We start from the raw sequence: 21241 nt of genomic DNA on the forward strand, positions 1-21241 counted from the left end.
ATGTCCTAATACTCAATAGGACTTTATGACTAAGAAAATTTTCCTCAATTGTATTGACTTGTATCTTAAAAATGATACAATATACAGTGCTAGTAGAAAAATAATACACTAAATATTGTGAATTCTACGTCAACTGTACTATAAATTTGTGATTCTAGAGGTAAGTAACAGGCTTCTAGGTTGATGCCATGCATTATGGTAAATTGCACTAATTTATACCAATGAATGTCATTTGATGGATATTGTATTAAAACAAATGAAAATGATGATGTGAAGTAGCTTATGAAAAATGGGCCACAGCATTGTCAAAAAATCAAGGAGGCTTTAGTATGAGTTTAACGGAAAATGCGATTAAGGTACTGGAGAAAAGATACCTGGCCAAGGATGAAGAAGGCAGGCTTTTGGAAAATCCTGAAGGCATGTTCAGAAGAGTAGCCAAAGCAGTGGCTGCGGCGGATGTCAAGTATGTGTCGGCGCCGGAGCTTAAAAAGATTGAGCAGGAATTCTTTGAAATGATGGCTAACCTTGAGTTTTTACCCAATTCCCCCACACTGATGAATGCAGGAAGGCCCTTGGGACAATTGAGCGCATGTTTTGTATTACCGATAGAAGATACTATGGAAGGTATATTCGAAACTATTAAAAATGCGGCCTTGATACACAAAAGCGGTGGCGGAACAGGATTCAGCTTTTCCAGATTGAGGCCCAGAGGTGCCGCTGTAAATTCTACCGGAGGCGTAGCCAGCGGGCCGGTAAGTTTTATGAGAGTCTTTAACGCAGCTACCGAGGCGGTAAAACAGGGTGGTACCAGAAGAGGCGCAAATATGGGCATATTGAGGGTTGATCATCCTGACATTTTAGAATTTATAACCTCAAAAAGAGATAATGCAGATATAACAAATTTCAATATCAGCGTCGGTATTACCGAAGACTTTATGGAAGCTGTTGAAAAAGGCTGGGATTATGAGCTTATAGATCCCCATACCAAGAAGGTAACCGGCACTAAAAACGCTCGGGAAGTTTTCGACCTAATAGTGGATATGGCTTGGAACAACGGTGAACCGGGTATTGTTTTCCTGGACAGGCTTAATAAAGCCAATGTCACCCCGGAACTGGGCGAGATTGAAAGCACCAATCCCTGCGGAGAGCAGCCGCTTCTTCCGTATGAAGCCTGCAATCTTGGATCCATTAACTTAAGCCTTATGCTTAAAGAAAATGGAAATGTAGTGGACGTCGATTTCGATAAGCTGAGAAAAACAGTAATAAAGGCAGTGCATTTTCTGGATAATGTAATTGATGTGAACAAGTACCCGCTTCCTGAGATCGATGAGATGACCAGAGGGACAAGAAAAATTGGCCTTGGAGTGATGGGTTGGGCTGACATGCTTTGTAAGATGAGAATCCCCTATAACTCACAGAAAGCCATAAATCTCGCTGAAAAGGTTATGAAGTTTATCCAGGAAGAATCAAGGAAAGCATCTATTGAGATAGCTGAAAGAAAAGGTGTATTTCCATACTATGATAAGAGCATTTATAAAGAGATGGGCATCAGAGTGAGAAATGCTACCACCACAACGATTGCTCCAACCGGCACATTAAGCATTATTGCCGGGGTGTCCAGCGGAATAGAGCCTCTTTTTGCCATCTCGTATATCAGGAATGTTATGGATAATGATGAACTGGTAGAGGTGAATCCTCTGTTCAAGCAAATCGCCGAAAAAGAAGGCTTCTACTCCGAAGAACTGATGAGGAGAATTGCTAAAAAGGGTTCGATAAGCGGATTTGCAGAAATACCTAAGTATATAAGGGATGTGTTTGTGACCTCCCATGACATCTCTCCCGAAGGACATGTAAAGATGCAGGCGGCATTCCAGAAATATACTGACAATGCGGTTTCAAAAACGGTAAACCTTCGCCATGAAGCTACCAAGGAAGACGTCCGGGAAGTGTTCATACTTGCTGACAAGCTTAATTGCAAAGGAGTAACGATTTACAGAGATGGCAGCAGGGATTCACAGGTACTTAATATTGGCAAAGTTAACAATAGCAAAGCTGATGAAACCAAACAGGAAACCAAGCCGGTTACCCATATAGAACCTAGGCCCAGGCCTAATATCACTACAGGATTTACTGAGAAGGTAAAAATCGGATGCGGAAATCTATATATAACTGTCAATTATGATGAGGATGGAATTTGTGAGGTGTTCACAAATACCGGCCGTGCAGGTGGATGCCCGTCCCAGTCCGAGGCGACGGCACGACTCGTATCCATCGCACTGCGTTCAGGAATAAAAACCAAAACAATAGTTGAACAGCTGAAGGGAATAAGATGTCCTTCCACCATAAGGCAGAAAGGATTGAATGTATTATCCTGTCCTGATGCGATAGGTAGGCTGATAGAAAAAGTCGCAAAACTTCAAAATGGCACCGACGAAGAAGTTGCCGGCGAATTGTCGAGCACCGGAATACTTAACGTCCCCCGGCCGACAGCAAACTGTGACACTTCCGCTTGCAGCACTTGCACTATGCAAGACAGTTGCAACAACCCGGACAGGAACGATGCTGAGGTGATAAACGCATGTCCTGAATGCGGCAGGCCTGTGGAACATGAAGGCGGCTGTGTCGTATGCCGGAATTGCGGATATTCGAAATGCGGCTAAACTTTGCCAGCCGTTTATATCCTTAATCAATTAACATAACAATGCCTAGAAGGCGTTCTGATATTTGGAATTCTAAATACTCAAACCTCCAAGAAAAGGAGCTGTATTAGTTTAGCTAATGCGGCTCCTTTTCATTTTGCTGCATACAGTAAAATGAACTAAAATTCCATTATGTAGATGGTGCTTTTGAAAAGAGCTATATTTTCAGAGAAAAAACTTATACCCGAAATTATGTCTACTAAGGAAGCAAATATGCCTTTCATAAATATTTGTAAGACATTTTTATCATTGAGAAATGGAATTTGCAACCACCGGTTGCGGATAACTCAAATATGGTTATATTGTTTAGACTCAAGCATTCTCATATAATAAAAATCAGGCGGCCGCCAATATGATTGATATGATTGGGAGGTATAACTTATATGAACCTTAATCTCGGAGGAAGCATAAGGAGACTTAGAAAAGAACACAACATCTCACAGGAAAAACTTGCAGAATATCTGGATGTGTCTCACCAGAATAATAGTTAAAATTTAACATGGACAAATACAAAATGCTACAGTAAAGTTGTTATGTAAAATTAATAACAATTCCTGTAGCATTTGATCATCTGTGCAATATGGATCATATCTAATGTTTATTAAAAAAATAGCTTACATCAAAGCGAAAGATTTGAATTACCCCAACGTATTATCCAGAAACATCATTACCACGAAACCAAGCATAAGAGCATGGGTTGCCAGCTTGGAATATTTCTGATCGCTTTGGCTTTCGGGGATTATCTCATGGCTTATAACAAACAGCATGGCACCGGCTGCAAAAGCCAGAGCATAAGGTAATAACGGCTTTGCGATCTGTACCACTCCGATTCCGATCAATCCTCCTATGGGCTCTACCAGGCCGGTGGCCGTGGCTATTAAGAGGGCCTTCCACTTGGGGTAATTTTCCCTCAGCAGTGGGAGGGCAACTGCAAGGCCTTCGGGGAAATTCTGGAGGCCTATACCAATAGCCAGGCTTAAACCGTTTATTATGTCTCCGTCACCAAAACCAACACCTACTGCCAGACCTTCAGGGAAATTATGGACGGTTATTGCAAAAATAAACAGCCATACTTTTCTGAGCCTGGCACCATTTTTCAGATTATCGTCAGCATCCATGGAATTCAGCATGAGATTTGAGTCTGGAAATACCTTGTCGGCAAGATCCAGAAACAATCCGCCCAACAAAATGCCTATAAGTGCAATAAATGCTCCTTTTACGCCACCTCCGCCTTTTTCTATGGCAGGAACTATAAGGCTGAAAGAAGTGGCTGCCAGCATCACTCCTGCTGCACCTCCTAAAGCAGCATCCAGCATCCTTTTGGATATATGGCGTTTCAAGAATATGAAAAGACCTCCAGCGCCTGTGGCAAGGCCGCTGAGCAAGCTTGCCAGCATACCAACCGCAACAATATTATATTGATACAAGAATTCTACCAATGCTAACCTCCGGTATAAATAATTAGTGCCTCATTTAAATTATGAGGAAGAAGCGGAATCGGTGACTTAATGACTTCATATAGAGGTTGCAATAAAGCACCTTCAAGAGATATATTGACTGTTTCCTCATGAAAACAATATTAATCAAAAGACTTTACTTATAAAAGCGAAATCTATATAATAAAATCAAAGGAAAAACAAATAAATATCACATAAATACAACACAAAATAAGTTCATATCAAAAAACACAAAAGACTACATGAATAGGCACCAGCTGTACATAAACATCAAATACTAACTATACATATATACAGGAGGTTATCTTATGATGTCAGATAATGAAATAAAAAAGGAAATATGTGAGATCGGCAAAAGAATTTATAACAAAGGATTTGTCGCTGCAAACGACGGAAATATAACCGTAAAGGTGAATGATAACGAGTTTTGGGCTACACCGACAGGTGTGAGCAAAGGATATATGACACCGGACATGTTAATAAAGGTGGATAGGGAAGGAAGAGTCTTAGAAGGAACATGGAAGCCCTCATCAGAACTAAAAATGCATCTCAGGGTATATAAGGAAAGACCGGACGTAGGAGCTGTTGTTCATGCCCATCCGCCGACGGCAACCGGATTTGCCATCGCAAGAATTCCTCTGGATCAGTATATAATGCCTGAAGCCATCATTTCTCTTGGCACCGTACCGATAGCGGAATACGGGACTCCTTCCACCGACGAGATTCCGGACGCCGTCAGCAAGTATCTGCAGGATCACGATGCCATACTTCTGGAAAACCATGGAGCATTAACTGTCGGTACCGACCTTCTGAATGCATATTTCAAGATGGAGACCCTTGAATTCTATGCCAAGTTAAGCCTGGTGGCAAGGCAGCTGGGTGGAGCAAAGGAGCTTAACTGCAATCAGGTGGAGAAGCTCATGGAGGTCAGGAAGAAAATGAATATAAAAGGCAGGCATCCGGGTTTCAAAGGATGCTCCCAGGAAGTATGCACCTGCAGGTCCAAAGGAAATGAGCAGGAAAGTGCAACATATAGGATAAGTGAAGATGATCTGGTAAGAATAGTGACCGATGTAACTAAAAGAGTACTTGAACAATATAAAGAAAAATAAAGACAAACCAACATAATATCAAATAACAATGTACCAATTTTACACAGCAATAGAATAATCTTTGGAAGGAGTAAATATGCTGGCTGTAGAGAGAAGAAAGAGAATTGCGGAGATAATCACCGAAAATAAAAGCGTGCTTGTCACAGAATTGAGCAAAATGTTTGATGTTACGGAGGAAACCATCAGAAGGGACCTGGAAAAGCTGGAAAACCAGGGAGTGCTGGTAAGGTCATATGGAGGAGCAACCCTCGTGGAGGACAGCATGACGGAAATTCCTGCGGAAAAGCGCCAGGTAATAAACCAGGCGGGAAAGGATGCTATAGCAAAAGCAGCTTCGGATTTGGTAAATGACGGTGATACGATATTTCTTGATGCCAGCACTACCACTTTTTATCTCGCGAGGCATATAAAAGATAAAAAAGGTGTAACTGTCATCACCAATTCTGAAAAAGTTGTGATGGAGCTGTCCGGCAGTGACGGATTAAATATCATATGCACCGGTGGCATACTGGACAGGAATAACCAGTCTTATGTGGGCAGGATTGCTGAAAACGTTATAAAGGATAATTACTATGCCAACAAAACCTTCTTTTCCTGCCGGGGAGTAACATTAAACAGAGGCTTGACCGATTTCAACGAACAGCAAGCCGAAATAAAAAGGGCGATGATATCCTGCTCCGATACGGCAATTTTCCTTTGCGACCACAGCAAGTTCGGCAAGATCGGGGTGCCGGTGGTGGCAACCTTCGATGATATTCATTGCTTGATCACCGACGCCGCAGTCGACAAAGCCTTTGAAGATGAGCTTAATAGAAAGAATGTGAAGTATATATTGGCAAATAACCGTTAACGCTTTGGCAGGGTAATAACTGAGCATATTTGTATAATGCAAGAAGGATTATTGAAAACAGGGGGGAGTGTATAATGGATTTGAAAATGCTGGCTTTTGATTTCGGCGCGAGCAGCGGCAGAGCCATATTGGGCACCTTTGACGGCAGGAAAATAAATCTTTCCGAGGTACACCGCTTTTCCAACGATCCCGTGGAAGTGAACGGAAACCTGCATTGGGATGTGCTGAGGCTCTTTCATGAAATCAAGCAGGGTATTTTGAAAACCGTATTGCAGGGACATGATGAACTGAGTTCCATAGGTATTGATACCTGGGGTGTGGATTTCGGCCTGCTGGACCGTGATGGCAACCTTATAGGCAATCCCTACCACTACCGGGATAAAAGAACCGACGGCATGATTGATGAGGCTTGCAGGATTGTGAGCCGGGAGGAGATATACAGGCAGACGGGCATACAGTTCATGTGGTTCAACACATTGTACCAGCTGTTATCCATGAAAATAAAGAACTCACCGGCATTGGAAAATGCGTCAACACTGCTTTTCATGCCGGATCTCTTCAATTATTTCCTTACAGGCGTAAAAAGCACTGAATATTCCATCGCCTCCACAAGCCAGCTTCTGAATCCGGTAACAGGCACATGGGCCTTTGAGCTGATGGAAAAGCTGGATATTCCGAAGCACATATTTACGGATATAGTGAAGTCCGGAACAGTGATAGGTAAATTGTCGCCGGATATAGCGAAGGAGCTCAGGGTGGCCAGCATGCCCGTAGTTTCTGTCGCTTCCCATGATACAGGCTCTGCTGTGGCTGCAGTACCGGCAAGTGGAGAAGACTATGTGTATATCAGCTGTGGGACATGGTCCCTGCTGGGAGTTGAACTCCCAAGGCCTATAATCACAGATAAAAGCATGGCCTTCGACTTTACCAATGAAGGCGGTGTCAACAATACCACCCGCTTCCTTAAAAACATAATGGGATTATGGCTGATACAGGAGTGCAGGCGTCAGTGGCAGAGGGAAGGCGAAAATTTAAGCTTTGCGGAGCTGGAGCAGATGGCAAAGGAAGCGAAGCCCTTTGAAATGTTCATAGATCCCGATCATCATACCTTTGCCCCTCCGGGAGATATGCCCAACAGGATAAGGGAATTCTGCAGGAATACCTCACAGCCGGTGCCGGAGACAAAAGGGGAGATAATGATGTGCATTTATCAGAGCCTTGCATTGAAATACCGTTTTACCATAGAGCGCATCGAAGATATTCTTGAAAGGAATCTGCCTGTAATCCATATGGTGGGTGGCGGCATAAAAGATAAGTTCCTGAGCCGGCTTACAGCCAATGCCACCGGCAGATTGGTAATTGCTGGACCCGTTGAAGCAACGGCTTTAGGCAACATAGCCGTTCAGGCGATGGCGCTGAAGGAGATAGGCAGCCTTGCGGAAGCTAGGGAGATTATAAAGAGCTCGGTTCCGACCGAGGAGTATGAGCCCCAGGAAAAGGATGTATGGGATGCGGCATATGAGAAATTCAGAAATGTAATGGACCGCGTAAGGCAATGATGCGTATGTTCCTGGGGATTGGACATTCTTCAACCGTGTCATGGTGTGATTAAAACTTTGTAGTTGCCGGGAATATCCTTTTCAGATAATCAAAGTTTCAATTTCAACATGCTAGACTTAAAACCTCTTTGTGAGATATTGCAGATGTTTTTCTTGAGGATGTTTTGATCTACCATGATTGAATTGGAAGCATTAGTGACAGAATAAATGGAACTTAGTTTTAAGTTTGCCATAATTAAATATGATAAGAAATAATTATAAAACAAAAAACAGCCGTGGACTATCCTGAATCAACAGGTGGTCACCGGCTGTTTTTGCAATCATTGGTAACACGATATTATGGCGCTGAGGGGCTTGCTGTCATTTCCTGTAATCTCCCGGAGTTTTTCCAGTGACTTTTCTGAACACCTTGTAGAAAAACTTTATATCGTTGATGCCAACAGAGGAAGCAATATCCACTATCTTCATATCCGTCTCCTTCAGCAGCCGGCAGGCTTCGCTAATACGAAGCTTTTGCACATAATCGCTGAAATTTATGCCTGTTATTTCCTTGAACAGCCTGCTGAAATAGTTTTTGCTTATAAAGGACTGCAGGGCAATGTCTTCCAGCTTGACATCCGTATTATAATTGCTTTTGAGATACTCCACCGCTGATTCCACGATAAGGCTGTTTCGGTTCACGGCCTTGGATTTGCTTTCCTTTTCCATGTATCTAAAAATTTTCACCACAAGCTCTATGAGGTGAGCCCGCAATATCAGGTAACATCCTTTTTTCTTCAGCTTATACTCGGTATACATCTTGCGGAAAATTTCTCCCACTTCATTGAAGTCGGCATCCTTTAGCTTTATATCCGGACCCGGGGCAAAATCTTCCGGGAAAAGGGATTTAAGCAGGAAAGAGGATGTGATATCTTCAAAGTGGCTTGAGCTTATCAGCGATGCATCAAGGAATTCGGGCTTGAAAGCGCAGTTGTAAACAACAGGCAGGGTTTTTCTGCCTTCTTTGGGCAAAAACGCATGGGGTATATCATAATTGATTATGACAATATCCCCTCTGGAGACTTCATACCTGGAATCCCCCACGGCATGGATTCCCTCTCCCTCTATAACATAAGCAATCTCTATAAAATCATGCTTGTGCATTACACCGTTGTAGTCCTGCAGCTCATCAGATCTATTAATATATATAAGCTCATTTCCCTGAAAGAGGTTATCCCCTTTCAGCAAAGGAATATTTCTCATAAGCACCTCCGGGAGGTTTAATTAGCATGCCTTATTGTATGTACCGGCACCCGCGGTTCAAGTCTTTGCGGGATATGAATAAACCTGGTCTTAATACATCACTGCAACCATATTTTATCAGCTCATATAACATTATAACATCAACTAATATCCAAGTAACATACACCAATGACCAATATTTCAATTACTATTAAAATATTAGCATAGATAATTTGATTAATTAATATGGTTGAAGAGCAGCAATATAGTTTAAAGCAGATGGCTGAAAGCAGAATCAAGTTATAGATGCATAGGAAGCTCAATGCAAACCGGCAGGGTGTGCAGCTCCAAGTTGTCCTTTTTTAGTACGGTATCTGTATAAAAATGAGCATGACATCCACAATATGGGTGTGTCAACCCTAAAAATATAGTAAAAAGACACGGAGGTGTCTGCTATGAATAAAAAAATAGGATCGAAGGTATGGTTCATACCCGATGGTTTCTACCCTCCCATCAGTAATGGCGCATATCCCAGCCATGAGGCAATATGCGTTTTAAATCCCGGGGATAGGGACGCAAACATTGAGATAACCCTGTTTTTTGAAGACCGGGATAAAATGGGTGGATTTCGGCAGGTATGCAAGGCGGAAAGGACAAATCATATAAGGATGGACAAACTGAAAAACGAAAAGGGCGAAGGGGTGCCGCAAGGAGTAGCTTATGCAATGATGGTGGAAAGCGATCAAAACATCATTGTGCAGTACAGCAGAATGGATACAACCCAGGCTGAGATGGCACTTATGACGACTATTGCCTATCCTTTGGATTAAAGCATCTACAATTAAAGCAATGCAAAATATAGTTACCAGGGTTGAAATGCCCCGGGATATTGGAAATATGCCAGATTTCGGTGTTTTGAACAGGAGGTCGGATATGTACAATAGCAAAGAAAATGTGATTAAAAATTATGAACTGGCAAAGGAAGCCTACGCAGCGTTTGGTATTGATACCGACAGTATTCTTAAGGAAATGGATAAGGTGAGCATTTCCCTTCACTGCTGGCAGGGGGATGATGTCACAGGGTTTGAAGCCGGAGTTGACGGATTAACCGGCGGAGGAATAATGGCCACCGGCAACTACCCTGGAAAAGCAAGAAATGGGGATGAGCTCCGGCAGGATATGGATTTTGCCCTGAGTTTGATTCCTGGCTGCCATCGCGTCAATCTCCATGCCATTTATGCTGAAACTGACGGTCTTCATGTAGAGAGGGATCAGATTTCTGTCGAGCATTTCAGGAGATGGATTGACTGGGCAAAAAGCAAAGGAATAGGACTGGATTTCAATCCCACTTTCTTTTCCCATCCCATGGCCGATTCAGGTTTCACCCTTTCCAGCAGGGATGAGAGGGTGCGGAAATTCTGGATACGCCATGCACAGAAATGCCGTGAAATAGCAAATTCCATCGGTGAGGAGCTGGGTACGCCATGTGTAAATAATTTATGGATACCGGATGGTTCAAAGGACTTGCCGGCAAACCGCATGGAGCATCGTAAGATTTTGAAGGATTCTCTGGATGAGATATATGAAACCCGCTACAGCAAATCCAACATCCTGGATTCGATAGAATCCAAGCTTTTTGGAATAGGATCGGAGAGTTATGTGGTAGGCTCCCATGAGTTCTATATGGGTTATGCGATGAAAAACGATGTGATGCTTTGTCTTGATGCAGGGCATTTCCATCCCACCGAGGGCATAGCGGATAAAATCTCCTCCATCCTCACTTTTTCCGATGAGCTTTTGCTCCATTTAAGCCGTGGGGTGCGCTGGGACAGCGACCATGTGGTGATATTAAACGATGATTTGCTGGCAACAGCCCATGAGATTAAAAGATGCGATGCTTTTGACCGGGTCCATATCGCACTGGATTTCTTTGATGCCAGCATAAACAGGATAGAAGCATGGGTGACCGGGACCAGGGCTGCATTGAAGGCGATATTGATTGCCATGCTGGAGCCTACTCAAAGGCTTTTGGCCGAAGAGAAAAACGGAAAACTGGGCAACCGCCTGGCATTGATGGAAGAGTTCAAGGCGCTGCCTTACGCAGCCGTATGGGATAAATACTGCCTGGACAAAGGTGTCCCGGTAGGCATTGAATGGATTGACAAGGTTAATGAATATGAGAGCAATATTTTGAGCAAAAGAAAATAGGACTGCTGAAAATGTGATTGCTGACGAAACCCTGCCGGCTTTTTCAAGCTGCCAAGCAGGGTTTTTTATTGCTGCTTTGCATTTTATCCCCAAGGCTTCTACATAAATTAATTTATCTTTTGAACGAAATGTATATTTTCTCGTAAAAAATGCCAATACCGGATTGCATATTAAGTGTAAAATATTGTTGAAAGTATTTGAAATTCCCGGGAGGAATAGCGGTTGAAAATTTCCATATTTTCATTGATGTTTAAAGAAAGATCCTTAGAGGACGCCATAGAATTGTCTGCAAAATTAGGTTATGACGGCATTGAGCTTTGGGGAGGCGAATCCCATTTTCCTGCTTGGACATCGCTTGAGAGGGCAAAAGAGATAAGAAGCATGCTGGATTATCATAACCTTTATGTTCCGTGCATTGGAGCCTATACTGGGGGTTTTTCCACCATGTCCGATGAACAGTGTGAAAAGGAACTGGAGGATCTGGAAAAATACCTGTGTTTAATGGATGTGGTAAAATGTGATATCATCAGAGTAGCATGCGGAGGACCAAATGCCTTTAAAGCTGAAAAATATCACTATCAGAAGGCTGTCTACTGGATTCAAAAAGCGGCAGATCTGGCAAAACAGCACGGGAAGAAAATAGCCATGGAAATCCACAATGGAAATCTCATAGAAACGGTTGAGGCAGCTAAGACCTTCATCGATATGGTGGATAGGGAAAATGCAGGATTAATCCACGATGCGGCGAATATGTACATAACGGATACTGATTATGGAAGCCGTTCGGTGGAAGTTTTAAAGGACAAAATATATCATGTCCATGTTAAGGATCTGGCAAGGGTGAATGATGATTCCCTTCCGGGAGCATTCAGGGACAGAACTGTTTATGGTACTGAGATATTCCAGCAAAAGCTCATGGGTGAAGGAGCCGTAGATCATGTACCATTGTTTAAAGCCCTGATGAAGATTGGATATGATGGTTATCTGTCTGCTGAATGCCATGCCCAAGTTCCGGACGAGCGGAGGGCGGCTCAAGAAATAAGGGAGATTAGGAAGCAACTGGATATAGCCCAAAAAGATGCGAGGACATTTGAATAAGTCATATCCGGCGTTCTTTATTAGGGGTTTGAGTGGTGATTATATGGACAGTGATATATTCAAGGACAATGATATAAGCTTTTTTGATTCCAGGAGCAATTTTAATAAAAGGATACCCTTCAAAGCATATCTTCTTGATGGGGAAATGTGTGGGATTACCAAACATACTCATGATTATATGCAGATATGGTATGTCTGCAAAGGTGTTTGCAGCCACTGGATAAATAATAATGAACACCGGATGGTAAAAGGGGATTTGTTTGTAATTCCTCCCTATGTTGTTCATCAAATGAGGAAGATCAAAGATGAGGATGTAAAAATCATTGGAATAGAATTTTCCACCGAGTTTGTCAGCAGTGAATATGATGATTTCACAAAAAACAAGGGGTTTTTTGATTTTGCCTACTTAGAACCCTTTCTGGTCTCCAAGGACATGGTTAAGCCAAAGCTTGTTCTATCCCATGAAGCTCAGATGGAAGTGGAGAAGCTAACCATGGAAATGCTCAAAGAGTACGATTCAGAAGAAAGATATTATGAACTATACATAAAAGCCAATCTGCTAAAGCTTCTTGCCGTAATTGCAAGGGAATATGCAAAAAGTCCCAAGGATAAAGAGTCGGATGAAATTTTTGATAAGTACAGAAATGCCATTTTAAACTCAATTCAGTATATAAAAGACAATTTTACCCAGGATTTGCATCTTGATGATGTATGCAAGCATTCGATGATGTCCAAAACGTATTTTTGCTATGTATTTAAAAACCTTACAGGTAAAACCTTTACGGAATTTCATACGGAGCTCAGGATTCAAAAAGCTTTGGAACTGCTTAACACCACAGATGCATCAATAACTGAAATATGCTACAGCGTCGGATACAATGACGTCACGCATTTTTGCAGGACATTCAAGAAGCAGGTGGGTGTATCGCCGAGGCTTTACAGAAAAGAAAGAGCTGAATAGGACGTGATCATGCATTGTTTATAACGATAATTTGCTAATTAATGATTTCATATCAATAATTCATGAACTGGGGGTTATAGAATGAGCAGAAAATTGAATTTTGCAATTGTTGGCTGTGGGGTAATTGCGCCCAGCCATGCCGACTCCATTAAAAATATTGAAGAAGCCAGGCTTTATGCGGTATGTGATATAGTACCCGAAAAAGCAGATGGTTTTGCCAAGAAATATATGGTGGACCACGTGTATTATGACTACAGAGAGATGATGAAGGACCCTGCCATAGATGTGGTATGTGTTTGTGTCCCCAGCGGCATCCATGGAGAGATTTCAAAAGCAGCGGCAAGAGCTGGAAAGCATATAGTATGTGAAAAGCCAATGGAGATAACCCCGGAAAAGATGGATGATGTGATAAAGGTTGTGCGGGAATGCGGCGTAAAGATGCAGTGCATTTTTCAGAGAAGGACAATGAACGCTGCAATTGCAGTAAAAAAAGCAATTGGTGAGGGCAAACTAGGGAGAATAGTGCTGGCAGACGCTTATCTCAAATATTACAGATCCCAGGAATACTATAACAGTGCAGATTGGAGAGGAACATGGGAGCTGGACGGAGGCGGAGCCCTTATGAACCAAGGTGTCCATGGCATTGATCTTCTGCTCTGGATGGTTGGAGAAAAGGTGAAAAAGGTTTTTGCCAAGGCCGGCACTCTTGCAAGGAAAATAGACGTTGAAGACACAGCGGCTGCAATACTGCAGTTTGAAGGCGGTGGATTCGGTGTGATTGAAGGAACGACTTCGGTATATCCGGGTTTTGAGACCAGGTTTGAAATCCATGGTGAAAAAGGTACTGTCATATTCGACGATTCAGGAATTAAAGCATGGAAATTCATAGGGGATGATGCGCCGGAGGTGCCTGACGCCGGGGAAAGTTTGGGAGGAGCGTCGGACCCTGCAAAAATTTCCTCAGCCGGGCATTATATTTTGATAAAGGACTTGATTGAAGCCATCCACGAGGACAGAGAACCAATGATTCCGCCTGAGGAGGCGAGGACAGCAGTGGATATTATCTGTGCCATATATAAATCTTCAAGGGAAAACAGGGAGCTGGATTTTCAGATATAACGGAGATGACCGGTATGAAAGCTTATATCAGTGCGGACCTGGAAGGCATTGCAGGAGTTATTACAAAAGAGCATCAGACAAAGGGGACACCGGAGTATAACGAGGCTTGCAGGCTGCTAAGCCAGGAAGTTTACAGTGTTGTGGACGGGCTTGTAGATGCAGGGGTGGATGAGGTATATGTTTTTGATGCCCATAGTACAGGGGTTAATTTTCTATATGACTATATGCATCCGAAGGCAAAATATATAATGGGTTATTCCCATCCTAACGTAAGATTTCCGTTACTGGACAGCTCCTTTGATTTTATTATACTCCAGGGTTATCATGCGATGGCAGGTACAGAAGGAGCTGTGCTTGACCATACCTTCAGTTCTGCTCATATCCATAATGTTTATGTAAATGGATTAAAAGCCGGCGAAATATATATTGACGCCCTTATTGCCAGCGAACTTAAGGTTCCGGTCGCCATGGTCACCGGGGATGATAAAGCGGTTAAAGAAGCTCTGGAGTTTTTGCCATGGGTAAAGGCATATGAGACCAAGAAGGGTATAGCGAGGCACTGCGCTTTGATGACCCCTCCATCCGTGGTGAGGGATGAGCTAAAAAAGCTGGCGGGACAGGTGGTTAAAGAAAAAGATAATTTTAAGCTTCTGGATGTTCCGAAGGAAGTGGAGATACATTACGAAGCGGCCATGACATCCGATGCGGATACTTTTAATTTCAAAAACGCAGGTATGACCAGAATAGACGGAAGGACTGTAATAAAACGTGGAACCGGAGTATGGGATACTTTTAGAAAATAGGAGGCATATATGAAGCTGGGAGTAATAACCGATGAAGTAACCCAGGACATAAGAAAAGCTGTGGATTTTGCCGTGAAACATGGTCTTCACGGTCTGGAGCTGAGATCTGTTGATGACATGAGCATAGATATGGTTCCGGAAAAAAGGATAAACGAAATTAAAAATATCATTGAAAGCCATGATCTGGAAGTGTGCAATATCAGCAGTTCATTTTTCAAATGCTCGATGGACAGTGAAAAGGAATACGATGATAATATTGAAAAGCTGAAAAGGTTGATGGAAAGAGCTCATATACTTGGCTGCAGCACAATAAGAGGTTTTTCGTTTTTCACTGACGGAAGCTTTGATGAAAGAATAGGGGAGATTATAGATAAGTTCCAGCTTCCTCTTGAAATGACTGAAAAAGAAGGCATTCAGCTTTTGCTGGAACCGGACCCCAGCGTATTTACCACCAACTGCAAAAAATTGTCAAAGCTTATAGGTCTTCTGAACAGCAGACATATTGGGGCTGTTTATGACCCGGGAAATGATATTTACGACCCTGATTTTGAAAAGCCCTATCCCGATGGCTTTAATGAAATACAAGATCACATAAGGCATGTACATGTCAAAGATGCAAAACTCATAGACGGAAAACCGGAATCGGTGAAGGTCGGAACCGGCTGGGTGCCTTTTGCTGAGATTTTTAAGGCCTTACACTCCATGGGATATGACGGGTATGTTGTCCTGGAAACCCACTACAGGCCAAAATTGAAAATTCCTGAGGAGTTGCTCAAAAAGCCTGGAGGAAGTCTTTTCTCATATAACGGAGACTTGGCATCGGAGGAAAGCATGGTGGAGTTAAAGAAAATGCTGGCGGATTATTTATGATTTGCCTATGATTTGCCGGTGGCATCTTTTAACCAGCAGTAAGCTGTGATCGACAAGCGGTTTGTGAAATTTATCCGCAGAGTATATTTGAGTATTTTTGAAAACCTTTTTCCAATTTATATTATTGAGAATTTGACTTAAAAAGCCAAGCCGGAGGATTGGATACTGCCTTTATGGGAATCTGGACACCACTCTTACGGGAATAAAGAATGCAAAGACAGGTTATTGCGAGCGGAAAGGGGATGCGATAAAATGGAAAGCCCTGCTTTTAGCTTTAATTTCAGAGTAAAAATATATAATGACAGGGACAGCATGGGAAAAGCAGCAGCCTGTGACGCCGGAGCATATATGAGGAAGCTGCTGAAAATAAAAGATGAGATAAATTGCATATTCGCTGCTGCTCCGTCTCAGAATGAATTTCTGAAGTATCTTGCTGTGCAGGATATAGAATGGTCCAGGGTTAATGCCTTTCATATGGATGAATACATAAGCTTAAAAAAAGGAGATGAGAGGCTTTTCGCCAGCTTCTTGAAGGCAAACATCTTTGATAAGGTCCGGTTTAAAAAGGTGCACTATATGGAAATAAACGAGGCAAGCATTGACGAAGGGATCAGGGAATATGAGGAATTGCTGGTGGAGCATCCGGTGGATATCGTCTTTATGGGGATAGGAGAAAACGGGCATATTGCTTTTAATGACCCGCATGTTGCTGATTTTAGAGACAATAAAACGATTAAGGTCGTGGATCTGGATGAAAAATGCAGGATGCAGCAGGTGCATGACGGCTGCTTTCCCAGCCTGGAAGAGGTGCCTAAATATGCGGTCACCCTGACGATTCCTGCTTTGATGAGGGCAACGAAAATATTTTGCATCGTTCCCTCCGCTACAAAGGCTGAAGCGGTAAAACTGACGGTGCTGGGGGAAGTAACGGAAAAATGTCCTGCCACCATCCTCAGAAAGCACAGCGATGCCACTTTGTACCTGGACAGGGAAGCAGGAAAATATCTTATACAGGAAGTGGAATAGATGTTTACCTTTATAAACGGGAAGATAATTCAGCCGGACGGGGTACTGGAAGGCTATTGCCTGACCGTCGAGAGTGGAAGGATTACAGGGCTTTACAGGGATGAAGGAAAGCATGAGGGCAATATAATTGATGCATGCGGAAGCTATATTTCACCGGGTTTTATAGACATACATGTTCATGGAGGAGGGGAAGGGGACTTCATGGACAGGGATGTGCAATCCGTTGAGAAAATAATTGCCGTTCATACTGCCCACGGAACTACAGGAATTTATCCCACGACCCTTACCTGCCCTGAAGAGGAAATGTATCAGGCTATAGAGGTCATAACGGATTATAAGAACCTTGGCCTGAAGGGTGCCGAAATTCTTGGAATCCACATTGAGGGACCGTATCTGAACGTCGCACAGAAGGGCGCCCAGGATTCCAAATACTTAAAGATGCCGAAAAAGGAGGAATACGGCCGCTTGCTCGATTACAGCAAGCTAATAAAAAGAATGACCTTTGCTCCTGAACTGGAAGGGGGCATGGAGCTTGGAAGGGAATTGAGAGAAAGAGGAATAGTGGCATCCATCGGGCATTCGGAAGCGGAGTATGAGGATGTAGTCAAAGCTTTTGAAATCGGAGTAAGGCATGTTACCCACCTTTATTCGGGAATGCAGGGAGTACATAGGGTAAAAGGCTTCAGAAGGCTTGGAATTGTTGAATGCGCATACCTGCTGGATGAAATGACGGTGGAAATCATAGCAGACGGATGCCATCTTCCTATAGAACTGCTAAAACTGATTTATAAAATAAAAGGAGCTGAAAGGATAGCTCTTGTTACTGATGCGATGAGGGCAGCGGGAAGGACAGAAGGGGAGTCGGTTTTAGGAAGCATGGAAAATGGACAAAAAGTCATTCTAAAGGACGGCGTGGCATTTATGCCGGATTTTGAATGCTTTGCCGGGAGCATAGCCACAATGGACAGGCTGGTAAGAAACATGTACAGGGGTGCGGGAGTTGAAATTCATAATGCGGTAAAGATGGCCACAGAGACTCCTGCCAGCATCATGGGATGCAGCGGCAGAAAAGGCAGCCTGGAGATAGGAAAGGATGCCGATGTTATAATATTTGACGATGATATCAATATTAAATATGTAATGACCAGAGGAGAGGAATTCCTGAATACTCTTTGAGCGTATGAAAAGCTTGCTTTAAAAAAATCCAATGATTGTGCAATAAAAAAACGATTCTGTATAAAGACTGATAGCTTCAATAATCTATAATTGAGGTAGTAGGTTGTTTAAATAACTCAAATAATGCTTACAGGTCATATCTTGTGTAATCTTTCGCAGTTTATCTTCCTGACAAGCCTGTAATGTAGAAGGCAAAACTGATCGACGCCAGTGTCAGCTATATTTTACTAAGATATATTTTAGGGAAGAAAAGCATGATCTCAAAGCCTGGAAGGAATTACTATTTTCAAAAGAGGCTTAGATATGCCTTCATAATGCAGCTGGCCATGAAGACAATTAAGAACTAGAGGTTTAAGATAAAAGTGATTCCTAAGCATTTTCAGAGCTTTGAAAATATCTTAATTAATCCCAAATTACAGAAATACATGGAACAGAAGAGAAAAGCAAGATAATGGGGGAGGGACAACAGGCATGAAGTAGATCCATTATTTAAAATTTATGTCAAAAAATTCTATGATTTGTTAAGGAGGTTAGTTATGATTGAGAGAAAGAAAGCATTGGGCATTTTATTGGTACTGGCTATGGTATTGGCGATTTTTGCAGGATGTACGACTAATGAATCCAATTCAAACCAAGATTCAGTTCAAAGTAGCACCGCATCCGGTGGGCAGGAGTCTGAAAAAACAGGAAGCAAACCGGTAACTATAAAGGTATGGCATCTACATGCTGAAGACAATGAAAAAACCACCCCTCATCAGAGGATGTTGGAATGGGCCAAAGAGTTCAATGCTACAAACAAAAGCAATATTACGGTTGAGGTTTCTGGTGCCAAGACGGCCGATGTTATTTTGACGGCAGTATCAAGTGGGGAAATACCCGATATCTTTATGAACTATTGGAATAATACTTCTACTTGGGCAGACAAAGGGGCTTTATTGGATCTTACTGATTATGTAAATAATGATAAAGAATTTGACAAGGATGACATTATGCCAGCTGCCTGGGAAAGAGGAACCTATAATGGTCGTATTTACGCAGTTCCTAACTCCTACAGCACATCTTTCCTGGTATACAATAAAAAAATGCTGAGAGAAGCAGGATATGATACATTTCCAGCTACCATGGAAGAAATGATAAAAGCAAGTGAAGCTCTCACCGTTGTTGAAAAAGATGGAACCATTACACAGATGGGTATCATACCTAACTATCCTTGGCTTGATAATGTTCTGTGGCCGGTCGCATTTGGTGCAGAATGGATTAATAGTGAAAATAAAATTACCATGGACAGCGAAGCAATGAAAGCGGCTTATCAGTGGCAGATCGATATCTACAATAAATACGGATATGACAATATCATTCGCTTTAAAGATACTTTAGGTGCTCGAGGAACTGAAACCGATCCTATGCTAACAGGCAAGGTTGCTATGTATTTTACTGCCGAAAGCGTTCTTCCCAGCCTGGAAGAGTGTGCTGGAGATGTAGAATGGGGTGTTGCTCCGATTCCTTATCCTGAAGCCCACCCTGAACTGAAAGGATCTTATATGATCACTTCGAATGTCTGGCAGATAAATGCAAAGACTGCGCATCCGGATCAGGCCTGGGAAGTACTTGCATCACTGACATCAAAAGAAACAATGAAAAAATTATCTGAAGGCAACTATAATAATGGAGCTTTCTACAGTAGAAGAACTGCGATAGAATATGTTAAAAATGAACTGGATGTAAGTGAAACAATGAAAGAAGTCGCTGAAATTCTTCTGAGTGACAATATCAGGGGATTTCCGATGAGTGCTTACATCAATGAATATTTAACTGCGATCAATGACGAAATGAACCTGTGCTTTAGCGGTGAACAAAACATAGATCAAGCAGTTGCCAAAATAATTGAAAAAGTGCAGCCTTTGGCGGACAAATATCCTATAGTTTCAAAGTAATCCGGGATAAAATTGAACAACTATTGACGGATATGGTCCATATAAATTAAAAGTATTAAAATAATCAAGCTATGCCGGTAGGGTTTTTCATAAAGAAATACCTTACCGGAAAGCTGTTTTATGAAGTAAAAGCAGTCTTATGTATTTAGTATGAAACATAGGAGAGGAAGTGAAAAGATATGGAAGATATGATATCTGTCTCTGTACAGACGAAAAAGAAAACCAAAAAAGTTAGCAAACAGCAGCGTAAATTTTTCTTTATAGGTATATTGTTCGCACTTCCTTGGATTATTGGATTTATTTGCTTTCAGATTTATCCCATAGGATCAGCGATTTACTATAGTTTTACCGAATATGATATCTTTAATCCGCCCAACTGGGTAGGTTTTGAAAATTATATAAATCTTTTTAAGGACAACAAGTTTTATCTATCCATTAAAAATACTGCCTATATGGCGTTTTTGGGGCTTCCTATAGGGCTAACTACAGCGCTTTTGATTGCCCTGATGCTGAATATGAAAATCCGTGGAATGTCCATTTTTAGAACAGTATATTATATGCCTACCATTGTTCCAATGGTTGCAAGTGCCATGCTGTTTATATGGATTCTAAACCCGGAATATGGCCTTATTAATAACTTCTTCGGTCTGTTTGGAATAAGAGGTCCTTCATGGTTGAGCGATCCAAAATACACCAAATTTTCGTTAATTATCATGGACACGTGGAGGTGCGGTCAATCTGCAATAATATTTTTATCTGCACTAAAGGCTGTGCCTAATTCATTTTATGAAGTGGCAGATATCGATGGTGCAGGCCCGTTCCGCAAGTTCATTAGCATTACACTGCCCTGTATTTCGCCGACCATACAGTTTTTGGTCATAATGGGCCTGATCCAGTCATTTCAATATTTCACGCAGGGATTTGTGTTTGCGCAGGTAATGAATCCCGGACAAACAACAGCCGGCGGGCCAAAGAATTCTCTTTTATTTTACTCCTTGTATTTATATCAGAATGGATTCAGCTTTTTAAAAATGGGTTATGCAAGCGCCATGGCAATTATTTTGTTCATTATTGTGATGGTAATAACATTCTTGGTGTTCCGAACCAGTAACAAATCTGTTAATTATGACATGGAATAAGGAGGGTGA

General features: G+C 42.1%; 18 protein-coding genes. 16 read left to right on the plus strand and 2 right to left on the minus strand.

Annotation, left to right across the window (positions count from 1 at the left end):
- Nucleotides 1-329: 329 nt before the first annotated feature.
- A complete protein-coding gene (locus CDO33_RS08195; protein ID WP_103082461.1) occupies nt 330-2660 on the plus strand; it encodes a vitamin B12-dependent ribonucleotide reductase in 2331 nt (776 codons plus the stop codon).
- Between the two features lie 422 nt (nt 2661-3082).
- The gene (locus tag CDO33_RS08200; protein ID WP_103082460.1) at nt 3083-3190 is read left to right on the plus strand and encodes a helix-turn-helix transcriptional regulator; all 108 of its coding nucleotides are present in this window, start codon (nt 3083-3085) and stop codon (nt 3188-3190) included.
- Between the two features lie 147 nt (nt 3191-3337).
- On the opposite strand, the gene CDO33_RS08205 is transcribed toward CDO33_RS08200, so the two are convergent.
- Nucleotides 3338-4138, minus strand: a complete 801-nt coding sequence (locus CDO33_RS08205; RefSeq protein WP_103082459.1) for a ZIP family metal transporter — start codon at nt 4136-4138, stop codon at nt 3338-3340.
- A 326-nt stretch (nt 4139-4464) separates the two neighbouring features.
- Between CDO33_RS08205 and CDO33_RS08210 the strand changes: the two genes are divergently transcribed.
- The 3 genes from CDO33_RS08210 (at nt 4465) to CDO33_RS08220 (ending at nt 7677) form a co-directional block, all read left to right on the plus strand.
- Complete coding sequence (locus CDO33_RS08210; protein WP_103082458.1) at nt 4465-5268, plus strand: class II aldolase/adducin family protein; 804 nt, start codon at nt 4465-4467, stop codon at nt 5266-5268.
- A gap of 76 nt (nt 5269-5344) precedes the next feature.
- Nucleotides 5345-6118 carry a DeoR/GlpR family DNA-binding transcription regulator gene (locus tag CDO33_RS08215; protein ID WP_103082457.1) on the plus strand — a complete coding sequence of 258 codons (774 nt, stop codon included), beginning with the start codon at nt 5345-5347 and terminating at the stop codon, nt 6116-6118.
- A 74-nt stretch (nt 6119-6192) separates the two neighbouring features.
- The gene (locus CDO33_RS08220) at nt 6193-7677 is read left to right on the plus strand and encodes a rhamnulokinase (RefSeq protein WP_103082456.1); all 1485 of its coding nucleotides are present in this window, start codon (nt 6193-6195) and stop codon (nt 7675-7677) included.
- A gap of 360 nt (nt 7678-8037) precedes the next feature.
- On the opposite strand, the gene CDO33_RS08225 is transcribed toward CDO33_RS08220, so the two are convergent.
- Entirely contained in the window at nt 8038-8919 is an 882-nt protein-coding gene (locus CDO33_RS08225; RefSeq protein ID WP_103082455.1) for an AraC family transcriptional regulator, read from the minus strand.
- A gap of 434 nt (nt 8920-9353) precedes the next feature.
- Here CDO33_RS08225 and CDO33_RS08230 point away from each other — a divergent pair, with 434 nt between their 5' ends.
- The 11 genes from CDO33_RS08230 (at nt 9354) to CDO33_RS08280 (ending at nt 21232) form a co-directional block, all read left to right on the plus strand.
- On the plus strand, nt 9354-9728 hold the full coding sequence (locus tag CDO33_RS08230) for a sensory rhodopsin transducer (protein ID WP_103082454.1): 375 nt from the start codon (nt 9354-9356) through the stop codon (nt 9726-9728).
- Between the two features lie 103 nt (nt 9729-9831).
- Nucleotides 9832-11106 (plus strand): L-rhamnose isomerase, encoded by a 1275-nt coding sequence (locus CDO33_RS08235; RefSeq protein WP_103082453.1) that lies wholly within the window; start codon nt 9832-9834, stop codon nt 11104-11106.
- 222 nt (nt 11107-11328) lie between these two features.
- Nucleotides 11329-12204, plus strand: coding sequence for a sugar phosphate isomerase/epimerase family protein (locus CDO33_RS08240; RefSeq protein WP_103082452.1), 876 nt, complete (start codon nt 11329-11331; stop codon nt 12202-12204).
- Between the two features lie 43 nt (nt 12205-12247).
- Entirely contained in the window at nt 12248-13165 is a 918-nt protein-coding gene (locus tag CDO33_RS08245) for an AraC family transcriptional regulator (RefSeq protein ID WP_161496570.1), read from the plus strand.
- 81 nt (nt 13166-13246) lie between these two features.
- Nucleotides 13247-14284, plus strand: coding sequence for a Gfo/Idh/MocA family protein (locus CDO33_RS08250; RefSeq protein WP_103082450.1), 1038 nt, complete (start codon nt 13247-13249; stop codon nt 14282-14284).
- Between the two features lie 14 nt (nt 14285-14298).
- Entirely contained in the window at nt 14299-15087 is a 789-nt protein-coding gene (locus tag CDO33_RS08255) for a M55 family metallopeptidase (RefSeq protein ID WP_161496569.1), read from the plus strand.
- Between the two features lie 9 nt (nt 15088-15096).
- On the plus strand, nt 15097-15957 hold the full coding sequence (locus CDO33_RS08260; RefSeq protein ID WP_103082448.1) for a sugar phosphate isomerase/epimerase family protein: 861 nt from the start codon (nt 15097-15099) through the stop codon (nt 15955-15957).
- Nucleotides 15958-16209: 252 nt separating this feature from the next.
- Nucleotides 16210-16983 carry a glucosamine-6-phosphate deaminase gene (locus CDO33_RS08265; protein WP_202849523.1) on the plus strand — a complete coding sequence of 258 codons (774 nt, stop codon included), beginning with the start codon at nt 16210-16212 and terminating at the stop codon, nt 16981-16983.
- A complete protein-coding gene (gene nagA / locus CDO33_RS08270; RefSeq protein ID WP_103082447.1) occupies nt 16984-18159 on the plus strand; it encodes an N-acetylglucosamine-6-phosphate deacetylase in 1176 nt (391 codons plus the stop codon).
- Nucleotides 18160-18695: 536 nt separating this feature from the next.
- Nucleotides 18696-20093, plus strand: coding sequence for an ABC transporter substrate-binding protein (locus CDO33_RS08275; protein ID WP_103082446.1), 1398 nt, complete (start codon nt 18696-18698; stop codon nt 20091-20093).
- Nucleotides 20094-20272: 179 nt separating this feature from the next.
- Complete coding sequence (locus CDO33_RS08280) at nt 20273-21232, plus strand: carbohydrate ABC transporter permease (protein ID WP_202849522.1); 960 nt, start codon at nt 20273-20275, stop codon at nt 21230-21232.
- Nucleotides 21233-21241 lie beyond the last annotated feature (9 nt).

It is taken from the genome of Clostridium thermosuccinogenes (genome assembly GCF_002896855.1).
GTDB lineage: Bacteria > Bacillota > Clostridia > Acetivibrionales > DSM-5807 > Pseudoclostridium > Pseudoclostridium thermosuccinogenes.

Bases quoted from the DNA above. Each gene is read 5' to 3' on its own strand.
- CDO33_RS08195 (WP_103082461.1), top strand. From the start codon at position 330: ATGAGTTTAACGGAAAATGCGATTAAGGTACTGGAGAAAAGATACCTG.
- CDO33_RS08200 (WP_103082460.1), top strand. From the start codon at position 3,083: ATGAACCTTAATCTCGGAGGAAGCATAAGGAGACTTAGAAAAGAACAC.
- CDO33_RS08210 (WP_103082458.1), top strand. From the start codon at position 4,465: ATGATGTCAGATAATGAAATAAAAAAGGAAATATGTGAGATCGGCAAA.
- CDO33_RS08215 (WP_103082457.1), top strand. From the start codon at position 5,345: ATGCTGGCTGTAGAGAGAAGAAAGAGAATTGCGGAGATAATCACCGAA.
- CDO33_RS08220 (WP_103082456.1), top strand. From the start codon at position 6,193: ATGGATTTGAAAATGCTGGCTTTTGATTTCGGCGCGAGCAGCGGCAGA.
- CDO33_RS08225 (WP_103082455.1), bottom strand. From the start codon at position 8,919: ATGAGAAATATTCCTTTGCTGAAAGGGGATAACCTCTTTCAGGGAAAT.
- CDO33_RS08230 (WP_103082454.1), top strand. From the start codon at position 9,354: ATGAATAAAAAAATAGGATCGAAGGTATGGTTCATACCCGATGGTTTC.
- CDO33_RS08235 (WP_103082453.1), top strand. From the start codon at position 9,832: ATGTACAATAGCAAAGAAAATGTGATTAAAAATTATGAACTGGCAAAG.
- CDO33_RS08245 (WP_161496570.1), top strand. From the start codon at position 12,248: ATGGACAGTGATATATTCAAGGACAATGATATAAGCTTTTTTGATTCC.
- CDO33_RS08250 (WP_103082450.1), top strand. From the start codon at position 13,247: ATGAGCAGAAAATTGAATTTTGCAATTGTTGGCTGTGGGGTAATTGCG.
- CDO33_RS08255 (WP_161496569.1), top strand. From the start codon at position 14,299: ATGAAAGCTTATATCAGTGCGGACCTGGAAGGCATTGCAGGAGTTATT.
- CDO33_RS08260 (WP_103082448.1), top strand. From the start codon at position 15,097: ATGAAGCTGGGAGTAATAACCGATGAAGTAACCCAGGACATAAGAAAA.
- CDO33_RS08265 (WP_202849523.1), top strand. From the start codon at position 16,210: ATGGAAAGCCCTGCTTTTAGCTTTAATTTCAGAGTAAAAATATATAAT.
- nagA (WP_103082447.1), top strand. From the start codon at position 16,984: ATGTTTACCTTTATAAACGGGAAGATAATTCAGCCGGACGGGGTACTG.
- CDO33_RS08275 (WP_103082446.1), top strand. From the start codon at position 18,696: ATGATTGAGAGAAAGAAAGCATTGGGCATTTTATTGGTACTGGCTATG.
- CDO33_RS08280 (WP_202849522.1), top strand. From the start codon at position 20,273: ATGGAAGATATGATATCTGTCTCTGTACAGACGAAAAAGAAAACCAAA.